At 58.9% G+C, this 19,890-nt stretch carries 18 protein-coding genes; 4 read left to right on the forward strand and 14 right to left on the reverse strand.

The genetic code is table 11. The features are described from left to right. Positions 1–21: 21 nt before the first annotated feature. The 10 genes from trpA to leuC form a co-directional block, all read right to left on the reverse strand. Positions 22–834, reverse strand: coding sequence for a tryptophan synthase subunit alpha (gene trpA / locus AS89_RS0112760; protein WP_010133063.1), 813 nt, complete (start codon positions 832–834; stop codon positions 22–24). An 11-nt stretch (positions 835–845) separates the two neighbouring features. Further along, positions 846–2,066 carry a tryptophan synthase subunit beta gene (trpB, locus tag AS89_RS0112765; RefSeq protein ID WP_010133065.1) on the reverse strand — a complete coding sequence of 407 codons (1,221 nt, stop codon included), beginning with the start codon at positions 2,064–2,066 and terminating at the stop codon, positions 846–848. A gap of 3 nt (positions 2,067–2,069) precedes the next feature. Continuing rightward, positions 2,070–2,732: a phosphoribosylanthranilate isomerase gene (locus tag AS89_RS0112770; protein WP_010133066.1), complete on the reverse strand. Its 663-nt coding sequence runs from the start codon at positions 2,730–2,732 to the stop codon at positions 2,070–2,072. A 190-nt stretch (positions 2,733–2,922) separates the two neighbouring features. After that, on the reverse strand, positions 2,923–3,807 hold the full coding sequence (gene truA / locus AS89_RS0112775; protein WP_010133067.1) for a tRNA pseudouridine(38-40) synthase TruA: 885 nt from the start codon (positions 3,805–3,807) through the stop codon (positions 2,923–2,925). A gap of 103 nt (positions 3,808–3,910) precedes the next feature. Further along, positions 3,911–7,078: a FimV/HubP family polar landmark protein gene (locus AS89_RS0112780; protein ID WP_010133068.1), complete on the reverse strand. Its 3,168-nt coding sequence runs from the start codon at positions 7,076–7,078 to the stop codon at positions 3,911–3,913. A gap of 315 nt (positions 7,079–7,393) precedes the next feature. Beyond that, positions 7,394–8,398, reverse strand: a complete 1,005-nt coding sequence (locus AS89_RS0112785) for an Asd/ArgC dimerization domain-containing protein (protein WP_100169377.1) — start codon at positions 8,396–8,398, stop codon at positions 7,394–7,396. 179 nt (positions 8,399–8,577) lie between these two features. Then, on the reverse strand, positions 8,578–9,693 hold the full coding sequence (asd, locus tag AS89_RS0112790) for an aspartate-semialdehyde dehydrogenase (RefSeq protein WP_010133070.1): 1,116 nt from the start codon (positions 9,691–9,693) through the stop codon (positions 8,578–8,580). A 92-nt stretch (positions 9,694–9,785) separates the two neighbouring features. Beyond that, positions 9,786–10,859, reverse strand: coding sequence for a 3-isopropylmalate dehydrogenase (gene leuB / locus AS89_RS0112795; protein WP_010133071.1), 1,074 nt, complete (start codon positions 10,857–10,859; stop codon positions 9,786–9,788). A gap of 29 nt (positions 10,860–10,888) precedes the next feature. Next, a complete protein-coding gene (gene leuD / locus AS89_RS0112800; RefSeq protein WP_010133072.1) occupies positions 10,889–11,536 on the reverse strand; it encodes a 3-isopropylmalate dehydratase small subunit in 648 nt (215 codons plus the stop codon). Next, entirely contained in the window at positions 11,536–12,981 is a 1,446-nt protein-coding gene (gene leuC / locus AS89_RS0112805; protein ID WP_010133073.1) for a 3-isopropylmalate dehydratase large subunit, read from the reverse strand. The genes leuD and leuC overlap by 1 nt, the downstream gene beginning before the upstream one ends. Positions 12,982–13,091: 110 nt before the next feature. On the opposite strand from leuC, the gene AS89_RS0112810 reads away from it, so the two are divergent. Both AS89_RS0112810 and AS89_RS0112815 read left to right on the forward strand, forming a co-directional pair. Beyond that, complete coding sequence (locus AS89_RS0112810; RefSeq protein WP_029250012.1) at positions 13,092–13,970, forward strand: LysR family transcriptional regulator; 879 nt, start codon at positions 13,092–13,094, stop codon at positions 13,968–13,970. A gap of 113 nt (positions 13,971–14,083) precedes the next feature. Beyond that, positions 14,084–14,821: a TIGR04219 family outer membrane beta-barrel protein gene (locus AS89_RS0112815; protein WP_010133076.1), complete on the forward strand. Its 738-nt coding sequence runs from the start codon at positions 14,084–14,086 to the stop codon at positions 14,819–14,821. A 114-nt stretch (positions 14,822–14,935) separates the two neighbouring features. On the opposite strand, the gene aroC is transcribed toward AS89_RS0112815, so the two are convergent. Together aroC and prmB are read right to left on the reverse strand one after the other, a co-directional pair. Beyond that, positions 14,936–16,036: a chorismate synthase gene (gene aroC, locus AS89_RS0112820; protein WP_010133077.1), complete on the reverse strand. Its 1,101-nt coding sequence runs from the start codon at positions 16,034–16,036 to the stop codon at positions 14,936–14,938. A gap of 148 nt (positions 16,037–16,184) precedes the next feature. Further along, positions 16,185–17,132 carry a 50S ribosomal protein L3 N(5)-glutamine methyltransferase gene (gene prmB, locus AS89_RS0112825; RefSeq protein WP_010133079.1) on the reverse strand — a complete coding sequence of 316 codons (948 nt, stop codon included), beginning with the start codon at positions 17,130–17,132 and terminating at the stop codon, positions 16,185–16,187. Between the two features lie 189 nt (positions 17,133–17,321). Between prmB and folE the strand changes: the two genes are divergently transcribed. Both folE and AS89_RS0112835 read left to right on the forward strand, forming a co-directional pair. After that, positions 17,322–17,861, forward strand: coding sequence for a GTP cyclohydrolase I FolE (gene folE / locus AS89_RS0112830; protein ID WP_010133080.1), 540 nt, complete (start codon positions 17,322–17,324; stop codon positions 17,859–17,861). A gap of 60 nt (positions 17,862–17,921) precedes the next feature. Continuing rightward, positions 17,922–18,278 carry a 5-carboxymethyl-2-hydroxymuconate Delta-isomerase gene (locus AS89_RS0112835; RefSeq protein ID WP_010133081.1) on the forward strand — a complete coding sequence of 119 codons (357 nt, stop codon included), beginning with the start codon at positions 17,922–17,924 and terminating at the stop codon, positions 18,276–18,278. An 87-nt stretch (positions 18,279–18,365) separates the two neighbouring features. Here the strand turns inward: AS89_RS0112835 and AS89_RS0112840 are convergent, their stop codons facing one another. Together AS89_RS0112840 and sixA are read right to left on the reverse strand one after the other, a co-directional pair. Then, positions 18,366–19,283, reverse strand: coding sequence for an alpha/beta fold hydrolase (locus AS89_RS0112840; protein WP_100169387.1), 918 nt, complete (start codon positions 19,281–19,283; stop codon positions 18,366–18,368). A gap of 148 nt (positions 19,284–19,431) precedes the next feature. Then, positions 19,432–19,890: a phosphohistidine phosphatase SixA gene (sixA, locus tag AS89_RS0112845; protein WP_010133083.1), complete on the reverse strand. Its 459-nt coding sequence runs from the start codon at positions 19,888–19,890 to the stop codon at positions 19,432–19,434.

The raw sequence follows: 19,890 nt of genomic DNA on the forward strand, positions 1-19,890 counted from the left end.
GTAAGGCTCGAGCCAGCAATTTCAGCTATCCAGCGCCGAACGCATCTCGCTCACAATCGCGCCCAAACGGTCCTTGGCCGCCGCACCATCGGCAGATTCGCCCACCGCCGACACCAGCACACTGCCAACCACCGCGCCATCGCCATCGGCACTCACCGCTTTGGCGGAGGCGCCATCCTTAATACCAAAACCCACACACAGTGGCAGATCGGTATAGCGCCGGATACGCATCAGGTTTTCATGCACGGAATCAAGGTCCAGGTGACCGGCGCCGGTCACGCCCTTGAGCGATACATAGTAGACAAACCCACTGGCCAGCTCGGTAATCTCGGCAATCCGCGCATCGCTGGTCGTCGGCGTCAGCAAAAAGATATTGCGCAGATCGCGGGCCTTCAGCAACTCGTTCAGGGGCACCGCCTCTTCCGCCGGCAGGTCCACGGTTAGCGCGCCGTCACCGCCAGCAGCCTGCAGCGCATCCGCAAACACTTCCGCCCCCATCTTTTCGATGGGATTGGCATACCCCATCAAGATCACCGGGGTCTCGGTGTCCTTGGTGCGGAACTCTTCAATCAATGCCATGCACTTGCGCAGGGAGGCCTTGTGCTCGAGCGCGCGCTCGTGCCCCTTCTGGATCACCGGCCCTTCGGCCATTGGGTCTGAAAACGGAACCCCCAGTTCAATCAGGTCGGAACCGCTGGCCACCAGCTGATGCATCAGGTCTACCGTATTTTCCAGGCCACCATCGCCAGCGACGATATAGGTAACCAGCGCCTTACGGCCTTCACTGCGCAGCTTGGCAAAGCGACGATCGATTCGATTATTTAATGTAGTCACGACCGGGTTCCTTAAACTTCAATGCCGTCGATAGCGGCAACGGTGAAAATATCCTTATCACCGCGACCAGACAGGTTCACAACAATATTCTGGTCCGCACCCATGGTGGCGGCGAGCTTGAGCGCATAGGCTACCGCGTGGCTGGATTCCAGCGCTGGCAAAATACCCTCAGTGCGGGTCAACTGGCGGAATGCAGCGAGGGCTTCATCATCGTTTGCAGCCACATATTCGACACGACCAATATCACGCAACCAGGCGTGCTCGGGGCCGACCCCCGGGTAATCCAGACCTGCAGATACCGAGTGCGTCTCGATAATCTGCCCATCGTCATCTTCCATCAGGTAGGTACGGTTGCCGTGCAGCACGCCGGGCACACCATCGTTCAGCGGCGCTGCATGACGGCCGGTTTCTACACCGTCACCACCGGCCTCTACGCCGTACATTTTTACGGATTCGTCAGCCAGGAACGGATGGAACAGGCCAATGGCATTGGAACCACCGCCCACACAAGCCACCAGCGCATCCGGCAGCTGACCGAATTGCTCCAGACTCTGACGACGCGCTTCGCGACCGATAATGGAATTAAAATCGCGCACCAACTGCGGGTAAGGGTGCGGCCCCGCCACGGTACCAATGATGTAGAAGGTATCATCCACATTGGTCACCCAGTCGCGCATGGCCTCATTCATGGCATCTTTCAGCGTCTTGGAGCCGGACTCTACGGGAATGACTTCCGCTCCCAGCAGCTTCATGCGGTACACATTCGGCGACTGACGCTTAACGTCTTCCGCGCCCATGTACACCGCACACTTGAGCCCCAGGCGTGCCGCAACCGTTGCGGTAGCCACACCGTGCTGACCGGCACCAGTTTCGGCAATCACCCGGCTCTTGCCGCTGTGCTTGGCGAGCAGCGCCTGGCCAACGGTGTTATTCACCTTGTGCGCACCGGTATGGTTGAGATCTTCGCGCTTCAGCCAAATACGGGCACCGCCGGCGGCTTCGGTAAGACGTTCCGCCAGATAGAGGGGCGAAGGGCGGCCGACGTAGTGGGCCAGGTCGTAATCAAATGCGGACTGAAACTCCGGATCGTTTTTCAGGCGCTCATACATTTCCTGCAATTCATCGAGGGCGCTGATCAGGGTCTCGGAGACGAAACGCCCACCGAACTCACCGAAGTGCCCGCGGGCATCCGGGTAGGCCCCAAAATCGACAGGTGAACTGGGTTTACTCACGGCTCAAACTCCTTGAATCAATGCATTACTGGACGCGCCGCTTGCAGCGGCAGCGCGGGATGCGCGCACAAACTCGCGCACCTTGTCTGGATCTTTACGGCCCGGTGCGGCTTCCACACCACCGCTCACATCAACAGCGTCGGGGGCAGCCGCAACAATCGCCTGCGCCACATTTTCCGGGCTCAGCCCGCCGGCAAGAATCACCTGGCGCGCATTGCGCGCGCGGCCCTGGGGCACACGCTGCCAGTCAAAGGTATCGCCGGTGCCACCGGGCACACCTTTGCGGTAGGCATCCAGCAGGAAACCACGCGCATCCGGGTAGGCCGCCATGGCCTCGCAGGGATCCAGCTCAGGTTTCATACGCAGGGCTTTGATATATGGACGATAAAACTGTCGGCAGTAGGCTGCGGTTTCATTGCCGTGGAATTGCAGCAGGTTCAGCGGGACCTGTGCCAGCGTCTGCTCGACTTCCTGTGGATGGGCATCCACAAACAGACCAGTCAGCACAACAAAGGGGGTTACCGCTCGGGCAATTTCCGCAGCCTGCTGCAAGGACACAGAGCGGGGGCTGGGCGGATAAAACACCAGACCAAGCGCATCAGCGCCGGCCTCGACAGCCAGGCGAGCGTCTTCGACACTGGTAATACCGCAGATCTTTACGCGCATAATCCTTACATCGCTATACCTGCCAGACTGGCGCTCTGTCGGACACCACTGCACCCACAACAGAAATCATCTTTTGACGATCGCCGTACATCCCGGGCGCTGGCAGTAGAAGAATTCGGAGAGCCGGCGATAGTAGCAGATCAGCGGGCACGGCGAAATGTGTACGCGCCAGGCCGTCTCGCAAAAGCAACTACTGAGTGCCGATACTGCCAAATGGCAGAGGCACCAGTAACGGCCCCGGCGCAACTTCCGGCAGGGTAAACTCCTCCGGATACTGCACATCCACCAGATAGAGTCCATGCGGCGGCGCAGTCACACTGGCCGCGGTACGATCGCGCGCTTCCAGCACCTGCCGCACCCACTCCGGCGAGCGGTCACCGCGCCCAACCGCCATCAAGACCCCGGCGATATTCCGCACCATATGATGCAGAAACGCGGTGGCACTCACTTCCAGCACAATCAGCTGCCCTACCCGGCCAATATCCAGACGGGTTAGCCGCCGCACTGGTGAGCGCGCCTGACACTGCGCCGCGCGAAAACTGCTGAAGTCGTGCTCGCCAACCAGGTGGCGGGCGCCCTCGCGCATGGCCTCCAAGTCCAGCGTACGCTCGGTCCAGGTCACTTCGCTCGCAGCCTGCGCCGAGCGCGTGGGCGCACTGTGAATCAGGTAGCGATAGCTGCGGCTGCGGGCCGAGAAGCGGGCATGAAACTGTGCGGGCACTGGCTGGGCCCAGTGCACCCGCACATCGAACGGCATCTGCGTATTCACCCCCTGCACCCAGGCCTTGAGCGGCCGCTGCGCGGTGGTATCAAAATGCACCACCTGGCTGGACGCGTGCACTCCCGCATCCGTACGCCCGGCACACACCAGTGTCACTGGCTCTGCCGCGACTTTGGACAGGGCTTTCTCCAGGGTTTCCTGCACGGTCAACGGATCGTGTTTTTGCTTTTGAAAGCCGCGCAGGCGGGTACCACAGTACTCCACACCCAGGGCAATGCGATGCAAACCCTCCGGTAGCGATTCCCCCGGGGGCACCTCACCGTTCGGTTTGTATTGGTAAATCGTGTTCTTCATAGGACGAATTTTACACGGCCCCAGAAAAAAGAAGACCCCGCAAAAGCGGGGTCAAAGTGTTGTTGCTGTAGACAGCGTGAATTCGGTGGTGCAGAGCGCGCGATTAACCCATGCGCTCCAGCATTTCTTTGGCGCGCTGCTGATGCTCACCCGCACTCTCTTCAACCACTTCGCCGAGGATTTCGCGGGCGCCTTCTTTGTCACCCATATCCAAATAGGCCTGGGCCAGCTCGAGCTTGGTACTCACTTCGTCGCTGCCTTCGAGCAGGTTCAGCTCGGAATCCAGGTCTCCCTCCAGGTCGAAGCTGAGGTCTGCGAGATCCTCTGCCGACTGGGCACTCGCAGCGGGCTTCTCAGCCGCAACCGGCTCTTCCATCACTGCCAGGTCGAGATCCAGGTCTTCTGCCTGAGTAGCAACAGCGGGGGTTTCCGCGGCTGCCGCGACAGGCTCATCGGCCGCACCGCCCAGATCAGCATCCCCCAGGTCAAGATCACCCAGGTCAATGCTATCCAAATCGAGGCTTCCCAGGTCATCTTCAAGACTCATGCCCAGGTCGTCGCCAGCACCCTCACCAGCAGCGCCCTCGCCAGCAGCGTCCCCGCCAACAGCACTGTCATTCGACGCCGAATCACTGCCCTCGATGGGGGTCAGATCCAGGTCAAAGTCCAGACCCGTATCGTCGGAATCCGCGGCAACAGTAGCCGCTTCTGCCGCGACAGGCTCGCTCGCTGCGGGTGACGATTCCAGCGAGGTGTCCAGATCCAAGTTGTCCAGATCCAGGTTGTCCAGATCCAGCTCACCATCATTCATCAATTCATCCAGCGCGAAATCTTCGGACGCGCCGGCAGGCTCTTCGGAGTCCACCGTCAGGTCAGCACCAGACCCGGAATCCAGATCATCGCCGCCCAGGTCCAGGGCACCGAGGTCGAGGTCAAATTCTTGTTCGGAAGACTGTGCGTCCGGCGCAGTGTCCAGCTCCAGGCTGTCCAGTTCCGCTGCCGGGTCCGATTCTGTTGCGGCAAAGTCGTCACCCAGATCCAGCTCGAGTGAGAAGTCATCGTCAGTAGCACTGGCTTCGGAATCAGTGCCACCCAGATCCAGAGACAGATCGTCGAGGGCGTCGATGTCATCGCGCTCTCCACCCTCAGCAGCGGCTTCGCTACCCGCAGCAGACTGGTTGCCCGAGAACTCGTCGAGATCATCGAAGCTTGCTTCGAAACTGTCGAGGTCGGAACCCAGGTCATCCAGCTGCGCTGCCTCCAGAGACTCACTGGAGAAATCGGTCTCCGGCGCTGCAAACAGTCCAATACCGGCAATCGTCTCGCGTAGACGAGCCGCACGGTCCGCTACCGGGCCATCGCTATAGCCCAGCAGCTGGCGGTAGTGATCGTCAAACTGGTTGCCGTCTTGCTGGTGTGCGTACACCTCCAGCAACATCAGGCGGGCATCAACGTTGCCGGGTGCGCCCTTGAGGCCGGTCAGAAGCTTGGCTTCCGCTTCCTGGTACTGCCCCAGGGACAAATGAATTTCCGCTTCCGCCACCGGGTCGTCAGTTTCGACTTCACCCAGCTGGTCCAGGTCCACGCTGTCGTTCGCTTCGAACTCTTCAACTGCCACCAGGGTGTCGTCTTCGAAAGATTCGCTCGGTGCTTCCGCCAGGGCGCGCTCCGCAGCCATCTCCGCCTCAACCTGGCGGATGGCCTCCTCCTCTTCCTTGCGACGACGCCAGCTGACGAAACCAAACAGCGCGGCCAGCAAGGCGCCAGCGCCAATACCGATCCACTGAATGTTCTCCATCAGGGTATCGACCAGGCTCGGCTCAGAGCGCGTCTGCACCACTACGCGATTGCGGTTGGCATCGGCGTCGGTCTCTGCCGCAGGGGCGACGTCCGCAGTGGTTTCCACCTCGGTGCCTTCGGCTTCACTGTCTGCAAACGCAGAGCTTTCTTCACCGGCGATATCCAGCGCTTCACCGTCGATATCAGCGGACTCGAAGGTCTCGGCTTCTGCCTCCAGCGCATCATTGGTCTCAGTGGCAGCGGCCTGTACCGCCTGCAACTCGTCATTGGAGACCTCAACCAGGCGCTCCATGGTATCGATTTGTTCGTTCAGCTCGCCGATACGCTCTTCCAGCTCGGCACCTTCGAGACGGGATTTATCCAGCTCTTCTTCGGTAACCGCAAGCTCGCCTTCCAGCGCATCGCTCTCGCTGCTGCCGCTGCCGGAACCGGACAGTACGGATTCGTTGTCACCCGGTGCGGCCAGCGATACCCGGCCTTCCAGGGTGTCGCTCTCGTAGGTCTCTTCAACGGTTGCACGGGCGTCCAGCGGTGCGCCGGTAACGTCGGTATCGGCAACGCGGTCGCGCCAGGCATCGTTCTGGGTGGCAACCTGAGAAACCGCTTCGGAGCGCGTTACGCCGCGCACTTCGTCTGCGGTGGGCAGACGCAGTACTGCGCCTTTCTTCAACAGGTTGATGTTGTTGTTGATAAACGCCTCAGGGTTCAGGCGCTGGATGGCCAGCATGGTCTGCTGTACAGACAGGTCGCGCGACTCGCGACTATCGCGGGCAATTTCCCACAGGGTCTTGTTGGCTTCCACGGGGCCGTAGACACGGCTACCGCTCTCGGTAGAGGTCTGCGGCTCGATAAATTCTTCTGCCGGCTCTTCAAAGATCGGCTGCTGCACCTGCTCTTCCACGGCTTCTTCAACCGCCGATACCGGTGCGGTTTGCTCCGCAGGAGCCGGAGTCACAGGCTCGGGCGCGCGCTCAACGGTAGGCTGGATCGAGCGCTGCACCGGGGTGGTGTTGCGCTGCACCTGCTGGCGCTCGCGCTCTGCGGCGCGGACTGGCTGGGACGCGGTGTTGGTGGAGAACGCCGGCAGATCCATCAGCAGGGTGTATTCCCGCAACAGGCGGCCACTGGGCCAACGGGTTTCTACCAGGAAATTCAGGAAGGGTTCGCGAATCGGAGACCGGCTGGTGATACGCACCATCGGCTGGCCGCTGGAATAATCCACATCAAAGCGAATGCCATCAAGGGAATACCCTCGCTCGACACCTGCGCGCTCAAAATCTTCCAGGCTCGCGAGGCGGACCTTGATTTCATTTTCACCCAAGCCGCGGGTTTGCAGTAGCTTAATTTCTGCATCGAGCGGCTGATTCAACGTGGAGTTAACCTTGATCTCACCGAGACCAAGCGCCAGAGCCCCATTGCCACCCAGTGCGCTGACCAGACCCACCGCAAGTGCCAGCTTTTGCACACGCATAACCGATTCCCTTTATTTTTAGAATCACACCAGGACCTGATCATTTTTTACCCATAAAGACCGCTTCACAAAAAGCGTTACTTCACAGACATTTGTCAGGCCCGGCTTGTGCCAATTTTTTGCACAAAATTTATTCAACAAGAGCCGATGATCAGACACCAGACTCCACGCTTTGGCGACTATGCGCCCCCCGAAAAAGACTTAACCCTTCCGGATTTCCTCTCACACTTCCCCACAACACCCCCAAGTGGTGTGGATTCCTGAATGGCACAAAGTTAAGAAGAAACCTTCAGAAAGGCCGCTAAGTATTAAATATCAATGGGTTTTTAGCAACAAGTGGACAATTTGTACACAGTTAATTGCGACGTCTTTACGCAAATTGTCGGATGCCGCACAAAATACAACCTGGCGCGGATTGATCAAACCCGTGCGCAGGCGCCCCAACAAGGTGCTCTCACTGCCGACCGCATCTTGTGCCGATGGGCGCTCGCGCATCTCCAGGCGCGCCCCATTGGCCAGCAATCCGCGCACCGTGGCCAGCTCCTGCTGCTCTTTCAGCTGCACGCTGATATTTGCCAGCTGCCCATGGAACACCGAGGCAGTATTGATCGATGCATCCAGAGCCACTTCATCTCCCAGCAAACGGCGCAAATCCAACACCAGCGCCAACTCACTGAAACCGTGGCCGCTTTCCAGCTGCGCTTCCGCAGAGCTCAGCATGTTGAAGGCAAGGCGCTGGCCACTGGCCTCATCCGCTTCCGGCTCCTGACCATTGAACAGGCGCGCGGTCTGGGCCGCAGCCGCATCCACACTCGCCTTACCCAGGGCGGATACCGGCTGGTTCAACACCACCTCAACGGATTGCAGCTGGGACTTCAGCGGGAACAGCGCTTCCGCCAGCATGGCCGCGCCAGCGCCCGGCACCGCGATCACCTTACGGTCGTGTTCATCGCGATTGTTCAGTTCTGCGCTATTGAGCAACGGATGAATAAGCGCGACGCTTTCATCGCCGCGGGTAAGGCCCGCAGCATCCACCACCCAGGCGCCCGCCTGTTCAGCTTTTGCCAGCACTGCGGTTGCCGTGTCACCGCCGGTCAGCAGTAACACCACCTGCTGCGCAGAAAACGCGAAGTCTTTCAGCGGCGTCACTGGCACACTGCGGTTAGCAAACACTTGCGGGTCCACTTCCGACTCATCGTCGATCACCAGTTTGAGCTCGTCCGGGGTGACGGTTTTGCGCTCCTCCAGGATCTCCAGCAACGCATCAAACGGCGCGCTGCCAACACCAACGATCACCAGTTCCCGGGTGGACTCTGTCATATCTGGGCCTATTTCGGTTTGCGAATTTTGCATTTGTGAAAAGCAACGACGGCTTTTCAGGCAGGTCGACCACTAAAGCAGCAGCCTGAAATTGCGGGGGATTATACTCACCGAGAGTCAGGGGGGAAGCCGCCCCGGGACCGGGGCGGCGAATAGAACAAAAAATAGCCTGGTGTGGGTTACAGTTTGCCCATCAAAATAAGCAGCACCCGGCGCAGCGGCTCAGCTGCACCCCACAACAGCTGGTCGCCGACGGTAAATGCATTCAGGTATTCACCGCCCATGCTCAACTTGCGCAGACGCCCCACCGGGATATCCAACTTGCCGGTTACCGCAGTCGGTGTCAGCTCCTGCACTGTGACTTCGCGTTCGTTGGGCACCACTTTCACCCAGTCGTTGGCGCTACCAATCAACTGCTCGATTTCTGCCAGCGGCAGGTCTTTCTTCAGCTTCACGGTGAAGGCCTGGCTGTGACAACGCATCGCGCCGATACGGACACAGGTGCCATCGACCGGCACATCCTCACTGGAGCCAAGGATCTTGTTTGCCTCTACCTGCGCCTTCCACTCTTCGCGGCTCTGGCCGGATTCCATCGGGGTATCGATCCACGGCAACAGGCTACCGGCAAGCGGTGCGCCAAATTCGCTGGTGGGGAATTCCGCACTGCGCATGTTTTCCGCCACCTTGCGATCAATTTCCAGGATTGCGCTCGCCGGATCAGCCAGCTCGCTGGCAACGCCATCGCGGATACTGCCCATCTGGGAAATCAGCTCGCGCATATTCTTGGCGCCAGCGCCACTTGCGGCCTGATACGTCTGGGCCGTAACCCATTCGACCAATCCCTCACGGAACAGGCCGCCCAGTGCCATCAGCATCAGGCTCACGGTGCAGTTACCGCCAATAAAATTTTTCACACCGGATTCAATACCGCGGTCGATCACATCGCGGTTAACCGGATCCAAAACGATGATCGCGTCATCGTCCATACGCAGGCTGGAGGCGGCGTCGATCCAGTAGCCATTCCAGCCGCGCGCACGCAATTTTGCAAATACTTCCTTGGTGTAGTCACCACCCTGACAGCTGACAACGGCATCCAACTCGGCCAGTGCGTCCAGGTCGTAGGCGTTCTTGAGGGGCGCAACGTCTTTGCCAATCTCCGGCGCTTTACCGCCAGCATTGGACGTAGAGAAAAATACTGGCTCTGCAATATGCGCGAAGTCATTCTCCTCCAGCATGCGTCCCATCAAAACGGAGCCGACCATACCGCGCCAGCCTACGAATCCTACCTTGTTCATTTCATTACCTTGTTGCGTCTATTTCAGTTCAGGTTCCCAACGGCTTGCCGGATGGCAAACCGCTGGGTTGAGTCGGGGTGCACGTTGCAATACTAGAAAGCGGCCACCACTGCTGCGCCCATTTCCGCGGTGGAGACTTTCTTACAACCTTCGGTATAGATATCTCCGGTGCGCAGTCCTTGGTCCAAAACGTTACTGACCGCTGCTTCGATGGCGTCGGCCGCTTCGCCCATGTCCAGCGAGTAACGCAACATCATCGCCGCAGAAAGGATGGTCGCCAGCGGGTTGGCAATACCCTGGCCAGCGATATCTGGCGCGCTGCCATGACAGGGCTCATACAGGCCAAAGCCGGTTTCATTCATTGACGCGGAAGGCAGCATGCCGATGGAACCGGTCAGCATGGCGGCGGCATCCGACAGAATGTCGCCAAACATGTTGCCGGTAACCATCACATCAAACTGCTTGGGCGCACGCACCAGCTGCATCGCGGCGTTGTCCACGTACATGTGGGACAGCTCCACATCCGGGTATTCCGGAGCCAGGCGATCCAGTACTTCCCGCCACAGCACGGTAACTTCCAGCACATTCGCCTTGTCTACAGAACACAGCTTGCCCCCGCGCTTTTGCGCCGCCTCAAATGCGGTGCGTGCAATGCGCTCGATCTCGGACTCTTTATACACATAGGTGTTAAAGCCCTGTTTTTCGCCGTTTTCCAGAGTCCGGATACCACGCGGCTCACCAAAATAAATTCCGCCGGTCAGCTCACGCACGATCAGGATATCGAGGCCGGAAACCACTTCCGGCTTCAGCGAGGAGGCCTCGGCCAGCTGTGGATACAGAATCGCAGGACGCAGGTTAGCGTACAGGCCCAGGCCACTGCGAATCTTCAGCAGGCCTTTTTCTGGGCGAATGGCGCGATCCAGGGTGTCCCACTTGGGGCCACCTACCGCACCCAGCAGTACCGCGTCGCATGCACCCGCTTTGGCCAGCTCGGCGTCGGTCAGCGGTTCGCCGTGGGCGTCGATCGATGCTCCGCCGATCAGACCCTCGCTGAACTCAAGATTCAGTCCAAACTTTTTATCCGCAGTTTTCAGTACCGCAACCGCCTGCTCGATAATTTCCGGGCCGATTCCATCGCCCGGCAGAATCATTACTTTCTTGCTCATCTAACTTCCTAAATTCTTACCAGGTCCGTTTACTTCACGGCGTCGAACAGCCACGGCGCCTGTTCACGGCGCTTGGCTTCATATGCGCGAATATCGTCCGCGTCTTCGAGCGTCAGGCCGATATCGTCGAGGCCATGCAGCAGGCAGTGCTTGCGGAAGGCATCCACTTCAAACGCGATGGTCTCACCGTTGGGCTTGACCACAACCTGCTCTTCCAGGTCCACGACCAGTGCGTAACCCTCTTCTGCGTACATTTCCGCAAACAGCTGATCAACAACTTCCTCCGCCACAACGATCGGCAAGAGACCATTCTTGAAGCAGTTATTGAAGAAAATGTCGGCAAAGCTCGGCGCGATGATTGCGCGAAACCCATGATCGTCCAGTGCCCAGGGCGCGTGCTCACGACTCGAACCACAGCCGAAATTCTTGCGTGCCAGCAGCACCGAAGCGCCCTGATAACGCGGGTGGTTCAGCGGAAAGTCGGGATTGAGCGGTCGCTTGCTGTGATCCTGCCCCGGCTGACCTTCATCCAGGTAGCGCAGCTCATCAAACAGGTTCGGGCCAAAGCCAGAGCGCTTGATGGACTTCAGGAACTGTTTCGGAATAATTAAATCCGTATCCACGTTGGCACGGTCCATCGGAGCGGCCACGCCTTTGTGCTTGGTAAACGCCTTCATTACGCGACCTCCTGCATTTCACGTACATCGACAAAATGGCCGGCAATTGCCGCCGCCGCAGCCATGCTTGGGCTGACCAGATGGGTGCGGCCACCGTAACCCTGGCGACCTTCGAAGTTGCGGTTAGAGGTGGAGGCGCAGTGTTCGCCGGCACCCAATTTGTCCGCGTTCATCGCCAGGCACATGGAGCAGGACGGCTCGCGCCATTCGAAGCCCGCTTCGATAAAGACCTTGTCCAGGCCCTCTTTTTCCGCCTGTGCTTTTACCGACTGAGAGCCGGGGACCACCAAAACCTGCTTCACGCTCTCGGCTTTTTTGTGGCCTTTGGCCACCGCCGCAGCCGCGCGCAGGTCTTCGATGCGGGAGTTGGTACAGGAGCCGATAAACACGCGATCCAACTGGATATCGGTGATTTTCTGTCCCGCTTCCAGCCCCATGTATTCCAGCGCGCGTTCAATGCCCGCTTTTTTGGTGGCATCGCTTTCGTCTGCCGGGCTCGGTACCAATGCGCTGACCGGTACCACCATTTCCGGGGAGGTACCCCAGCTTACCTGCGGTTCAATATCTTCTGCGTTCAGCTCTACCACCGCGTCAAAGTGCGCACCATCATCGGAATGCAGACGGCTCCAGTTGGCCACCGCCAGTTCCCACATCTCGCCTTTGGGCGCGTACGGCTTGCCCTTTACATATTCCAGCGTGATGTCATCCACCGCGACCATACCCGCACGCGCACCGGCTTCAATCGCCATGTTGCACACGGTCATACGGCCTTCCATGGACATAGAACGAATCGCGGAGCCGCCAAATTCAATCGCGTAGCCGGTGCCGCCTGCGGTGCCGATCTTGCCAATGATCGCCAGTACCACGTCTTTGGCGGTAACACCCGGACCGAGTTCACCGTCCACGCGCACCAGCATATTCTTCATTTTTTTCTGGATCAGGCACTGGGTGGCCATCACATGCTCCACCTCAGAGGTGCCGATACCATGTGCCAGCGCACCGAGCGCACCGTGGGTAGAGGTATGAGAATCGCCACACACAACAGTCATCCCCGGCAGCGTCGCGCCAGTCTCAGGGCCGATCACATGCACAATGCCCTGGCCGGGATCATTAATGCCGAATTCAACGATGCCGAAATCTTCGCAGTTCTCATTCAGTGTCTTTACCTGAATGCGGGAAACTTCGTCGACAATGCCCTCGATACCGCCGGCGCGCTCTTCCGCATGAGAGGGCACATTGTGGTCTGGTGTTGCGACCACAGAATCGGTGCGCCAGGGCTTGCGACCGGCAAGGCGCAGGCCTTCAAATGCCTGGGGCGAGGTCACTTCGTGAATGAGGTGACGGTCGATATAGATCAGCGCAGTGCCGTCCTCACGACTTTTGACCAAATGGTCCTGCCAGAGTTTGTCATACAAGGTCTGTTTTTTATTTTGTGGGTGGCCCATAGCCCCATCTCCTCTATGGATAACATGCTCGAGTCTACGAGGGGCATTGAATAACATCAATTTATATTTATTATATGGCGCATTCGCTTTTGGAATACGGTGTGGACCTTATGGAAATTCAGTGGCTCAGGGCCTTTCTTGCCATCTCCGAGCAGGGCTCGGTGTCCGAAGCGGCAGAGCATCTGCACCTGACGCAACCCGCGGTGAGCAAACGACTGGCCTCGCTGGAGCAGCAGCTCGGTTCGCCGCTGTTCGACCGCATCGGCCGCAAATTGCAGCTGACCAACGCCGGCCGCGCCCTGCTGCCGCGCGCGCGCCACATTCTCAACGAGGTCAGCGACGCCGAGCGCGAGCTGCGCAGCCTCGGGGAAACCATCGGCGGTAGCCTGCGCATCGCCACCAGCCACCATGTCGGCCTGCATCACCTGCCGCCGGTACTGCGCGATTTCAGCAATCGTTACCCAGACGTGGCCTTGGACATTGATTTTGTCGACTCGGAGCAGGCCTATGAGGCCCTGATGGCCGGCGAGTATGAACTGGCGGTGGTGACCCTGGCGCTCAAGGACTACCCGAGCCTCAACGCACAAATTATCTGGCCCGACCCCTGCGTGGTGGTGGCCGCCCCCGACCACCCGCTGGCACAGATGCCGGAATTGGACCTACCGGCACTGGCTCAGTACCCGGCGATCCTGCCCGACATGAATACCTACACCGGGCGGCTCATCAAGCGCGAGTTCGATGCGCACGGGCTCAAACTCACCGCCAAGCTGGCGACCAACTTTCTCGAAACCATCAAGATGATGGCCGGAGTCGGGCTCGGCTGGAGCGTACTGCCGAAAACCCTGCTGGACAGCAGCCTGGCGGAGCTGCCCATGCCGCAGCTCACCATTCAGCGCAACCTGGGCATCATTTATCACCGCAACCGGACCCTGAGCAACGCTGCCAATGCATTGCAGCAGCTGCTGGTAAAAGAGGCCCGCGGGCTGTAAACGCCAAATAGCCCGCAAAACCGCGGCAAACTGCGAGGCACGATACTTGTTTCAGGGAAATTTCATAAAAACCCTGTAGAATCTGCCGCAGAATTCAACGGGAGCAACTAAAAATGAAAAAAGTCACCCTGGCCCTGTGCGCCGCTCTGGCTTCTGCCGGCGCCAACGCCGATACCATCCTCGGTTTTGATGCCACTGCCGGCGCCTGGAAACCCTCTTACACCGGCGCAGTTGGTGTGGACAGCTACAACGTGGATGAGTTTTCCCTGGCGGAAGACAACGCCACCTTCCTGCAGGTTGCCCTGGAACACCCGATCCCGGTGATTCCGAATATCCTGCTCGCACACAGCAAGATCGAAACCAGCGGCATGGCCATGCTGAGCGAAGATGTCACCTTTGCCGACGAGACCTTCACCGTTGGCTCGGACATTACCTCGGACATCAACCTGACCCACACCGATGCCACCCTGTACTACGAGATTCTCGATAACTGGGTGAACCTGGACCTGGGCCTGACCGCACGTCAGTACAGTGGCGAGCTGACCGTCGCCAGTGACATGCTGTCGGAAGAAATCGAACTGTCTGGCGTGCTGCCGATGGTCTACGGTGTTGCCCGCTTCGACCTGCCGTTTACCGGCTGGTCCATCATCGCCCAGGGCAACGGCACCAGCTACAAAGGCGACAGCCACACCGATATTACTGCCAAGGTGCGCTGGGACTTCGTGCCTGCCATCGACTTCGCGATCGAGGCCGGCTACCGCGTGATGAGCCTGGATGTGCAGGAACTGGACGCCTTCCAAAGCGACCTGGAAATTAAAGGCCCTTACCTCGGCCTGAACCTGCACCTGTAATTTCTGACAAACAGGTATTTACAAGCAGGCACAAAAAAGGCGGAGCGCTGTTGGCGCTCCGCCTTTTTTATTGACTGGTTTATTGGCTGATTTATTGACAGGATCTGCGTTTGATCAGGCCGGCGCACCGGCCGGAATCGTTAGATCAAACGTTACATCGCCATTCTGGGCACGCTGGCGCATAACATGATCCACCAGCACCAGCGCCATCATCGCTTCCGCAATGGGCGTTGCGCGAATCCCCACACAGGGATCATGGCGACCTTTGGTGACTACTTCGATGGGGTTGCCGTTGATATCCAGGCTCTGGCCCGGAATGCGCAGACTGGAAGTCGGCTTCAGCGCAATGTGCGCGATCAGCTCCTGGCCACTGGAGATACCCCCCAGCACACCACCGGCATGATTGGATTGGAAACCGTCCTCGGTAATTTCGTCCCGATGCTCGGTACCCTTTTGCTCCACCGAGGCAAAACCAGCCCCGATCTCCACACCTTTAACGGCATTGATACTCATCAGCGCATGGGCCAGGTCCGCATCCAGGCGATCAAAAATTGGCTCACCCAGGCCGGCCGGTACGCCGCTGGCATGGACCGAGATACGCGCACCTATGGAGTTACCCTCCTTGATCAGCGCCTGCATGTACTCTTCCATCTCCGGCACCTTGTCGGCATCCGGGCAGAAGAACGGGTTTTCATTCACTTGTGACCAGTCGAGCTTGTCCACCTTGATTGGCCCCAGCTGCGACAGGTAACCACGCACCTCAATACCGAACTGCTGCTTCAACCACTTTTTAGCGATCGCGCCCGCGGCCACGCGCATGGCAGTTTCACGCGCGGAAGAGCGGCCACCGCCGCGATAGTCGCGCAGGCCAAATTTAGCCCAGTAGGTGTAATCCGCATGGGCTGGGCGAATCTGCTCGGAGATATTTGCGTAATCCTTGGAGCGCTGGTCGGTATTTTCGATCAGCAAGCCAATCGGCGTACCGGTGGTCTTGCCCTCGAACACGCCGGAGAGAATTTTTACCTGATCTGCTTCGCGGCGCTGGGTGGTGTAACGGGAGGTGCCGGGCTTGCGACGGTCCAGCTCCAGCTGAATTTCTTCGGCAGTAATTTCCAGTCCTGGAGGGCAGCCATCCACAATGCAGCCCAGCGCGGGGCCGTGGCTCTCGCCAAACGTGGTGACACAAAACAGCTTGCCAAATGTATTGCCCGACATACCCGGAATTCCCTACCCCAGTGATTTATTCGATGAAAGACGCGCATTATAGAGGATTCTGTGACGGCGCGCTTTCCAGTAATGCATTTCAGCTGCGGGCGCCCTATTTCTCCATGCCCTATTTCTCCATGCCCTATTTCTCCATGCCCTATTTTGCCGCGCCCTCGTTTGCCGCGCCCTCTTCAAACATCTCCCGGCACGCCAGCAGGTCTTCCCGTGTCAGCACGAATACCCCGTGGCCGCCATCTTCCAGTTCCGGCCAGAAAAACGGTACCCGCGGATACGCTGCTTCCAGCGCCTCCCAGCTGTTGCCCACTTCACACACCAGGATGCCCTCGGGCTGCAGATGGTCCGGGGCCTCGAGCAACAGGCGCCGGGTAAAATCCAGGCCGTCGTCGCCGGAGCCGAGCGCCAGGCCGGGCTCGGCGTGATACTCCGCCGGCATTTCGGCGAGATCCCGCGCATCCACATAGGGCGGGTTGCTTACGATCAGGTCGTAGCTGCACCCCTTCAGTCCGGCAAACAGATCCGACTGCACCGCCCGCACCTCATCATTTAACTGATGGCGATTGATATTGATCTGCGCCACGTCAATGGCATCCGGCGAAATATCGCTCAGGTCCACCCGCGCTGCGGGAAATGCATCGGCGCAGGCAATACCAATGCAGCCACTGCCACAACACAAATCGAGGATCGCCAGTGGCTCCTGCTGCAACCAGGGCTCGAAGTGCTGGCGGATCAATTCTCCAATGGGCGAACGGGGCACCAAAACCCGCTCGTCCACGTAAAACGGCAAATCGCAAAACCACGCTTCATTGGTCAGGTAGGGTGCGGGCACCCGGGCATTGGCACGCTTTTCTAGTACCGCCATTACCTGCTGCCGCTCTTTCATGGTCAGGCGCGCCGACAGGATTTCTGGCTTGCTATCCACCGGCAGGTACAAGGCATGTGTGACCAGCAGGACAGCCTCATCCCAGGCATTGTCGGTACCGTGGCCAAACCACAGCCCTGCTTCATTGAAGCGGCTGGCGCCCCAGCGGATAAAGTCCAGAACGGTCTGCAATTCGTGCAAATCGGACTCCCGTTTCTCTATCATTAGCGGTATTCCTCTATGTTTCGCGCTTTACTACCGTGTAACAAAGGCTTAGGGTAGCGCACCCCAAGGTCTCCGGAGTCAGTCTCCGGGGTCAGCCTTCGGAGAGACTACCCCGCCGACAAACCGGTGATCGAACGCCCGACTCTTTGCGTATCAAGGCGATTCGGGCGAGACGTTGGAAGCATATTGATGAAAGAACATTACGCACACATCATTGAAGCCATTGGCGAAGATCTGCAGCGCCCGGGGCTACTGGACACCCCCAAGCGCGCCGCCAAGGCCATGCAGTATCTTACTCAGGGTTATCAGCAGACCGTAGACGAGATCGTCAACGACGCGTTGTTCCCATCCGACTGCAGTGAAATGGTGCTGGTGAAAGACATTGAGCTCTACTCGCTGTGCGAGCACCACTTACTGCCGTTTATAGGTAAAGCACACGTTGCGTACATTCCTGATGGCAAAGTGCTCGGCCTGTCCAAAGTGGCGCGCATTGTAGACATGTTTGCCCGCCGTTTGCAGATTCAGGAACAGCTGACCGTGCAAATTGCGGAAACTGTGCGCCAGGTAACCGGTGCTGCAGGTGTTGGCGTGATCGTTGAAGCCAAGCACATGTGTATGATGATGCGCGGTGTGGAAAAACAGAATTCGGTGATGAAAACTTCCGCCATGCTCGGCTCTTTCCGCAGTGAGCAGGCCACCCGCAACGAATTCCTGTCTCTGATTCGTTAACGTTCAGAGCCGTTAATTCGTAAGGCGAGTTAGGCGGTTCGGATAAAGAGGAGCCCGGCAATGCCCCATCTGGTGATTGAATATTCGCAAAAACTGGAAGACAGCATTTCCATTCCGGCACTGGTCAGTAATGGCCAGCAAGCCATGAATGACACCGGGCTCTTCAGCGCCGGCGCCATCAAAACCCGCGCCGTGCCCTTCCGGGAATTTGTCCTGGGGAAAAGCCACGAAGGCTCCAGCAACCTGTTTATTCACGCGGAAGTGCGCATCCTCGAGGGGCGCACCAGCGAACAGAAAGAAACGCTGAGCGCCGCCATCTTCAACTACCTGTGCGAAGCCGCACCCGAGGTTCCGGAAATTTCCGTGGAAGTCCGGGACATGCAGAAGGCAAGCTACTCCAAGCGCGTGCCTTTCTAGTTCAACCTAGTCCAACCTAGCCCGACCTAGTCCAACCCAAGTCAAGCTAGCCCAACCCAGCTCAACCAGTCGATCGAGCCAAAGCATTCACTCTGCCGATTCGGCAGTGCGCGGGTCTTCGCCGCGAAGAAATGGCTCGAACCAGTGGGCAATCTCTTCGCCGCTGCCTTCCATATGCAGGTGGTGACCACCGGCAAACTCACGCAGCTCGATGCTCGGCACCTGCTCCGCCAGCGGGCGAATACGCTCAATCATCCCCTGAATGCCCTCTTTCCCCAGTGCCAGCCGAATTGGCATGGTGGCACGCGCCAGAAAGGCGCGCACTTGCGGCTCGTTGAGTTTGGCCACCGATGCCGCCATTAACTGCGGGTCATTGCTCCAGGTAAAACCACCGTCGCATGGGCGGATGCCGCGCTCCACCAGTGCCCGCGCCGCATCGTCGCTCAACTTGAACAGGCCGTTCTTGCGCGCGTTTACCGCAACTTCAATGGATTCAAATACGCGGCTCTTGCGATCGCGGTAGCGCGCGCGCTGCTCGATGCCCTTGCGCAGGGTCTCCGGGGCCTCCTCATCCGTTGCCGGCGGCGGTACCAGGCCATCGATCAGCGCGAGGCGCTGCACCCGCTCGGGGAAAGTGGCCGCCGCAATGGTGCCAATGACCGCACCACGGGAGTGTGCCAGCATGGAAAATTTGTCCCACCCCAGCGCATCGGCCGTCGCCATCACATCTTCGATTTCGGTCCAGATGGTGTAGTTCGCATCCTTGTGGCGGTGGTAACTCTGGCCGTGGCCGGCGAGATCGATGGCGACAAGATTGAGGCTGTGCAGGAAGGGCGCCATGGCGTCAAAACTGGCGCAGTTATCCAGCCAGCCATGTAACGCGAGTACAGGTACCCCGGCCGGGTTTCCCCACTGCCGGGCGGCAATCGCATTGCCCTGGACATCCAGCACAATTTCTCTGGGCGGAGTAAAGTCGGGGAGGGTAGGTGAGGATAAGGCGCTCATAGAAAACCAAAACCAGCTATCGAATGCGCCATGCTGACAGTCCCCTGCCGCCACCACAATGGCAACAAGGTTCACGAGTTATGACCGATTACCCGTATTGGGGGTTTCGACTGGGTACTGGTTCAGGCACTTGGGCGCAGAGAGTGATTCAGGGCTTGTGCTGCAACCACTCGAGCTCTGCGCAATCCCACGCCCAGACATCCGCTGCCAGGCACGCGAGGCTCGAGGTGCCCATCGGGTGCTCATCGGCACTGCCGCAGAGTCCGTTGACCAGACTACCCACCAACGGTTGGTGGCTGACCAGTAACACCGGAAAGTCTTTCTCATCCACTTCCGCCAGTGCGTCCAACACCGCCTGGGGCGGCGTGTCTCCGGTCAGTACCTCGTTGATTTCCACTGATAAACCAAAGGTCTCCGCGACGATTTTCGCGGTCTGGCGGGTGCGCACAAACGGGCTTGCCCAGATGGTCTTTACCTGCGCGAGTTCCGAGGCGCGCTCTTTGCACACTGCGGCGACGTGCTCGCGACCGTCTTCGGTAAGGGCGCGGGTCTCGTCACTTTTACTCAGGGGTTCTGCGCGGCCATGGCGCATAACAAACAACAGCAC

It is taken from the genome of Microbulbifer agarilyticus S89 (genome assembly GCF_000220505.1).
Lineage (GTDB): Bacteria > Pseudomonadota > Gammaproteobacteria > Pseudomonadales > Cellvibrionaceae > Microbulbifer > Microbulbifer agarilyticus_B.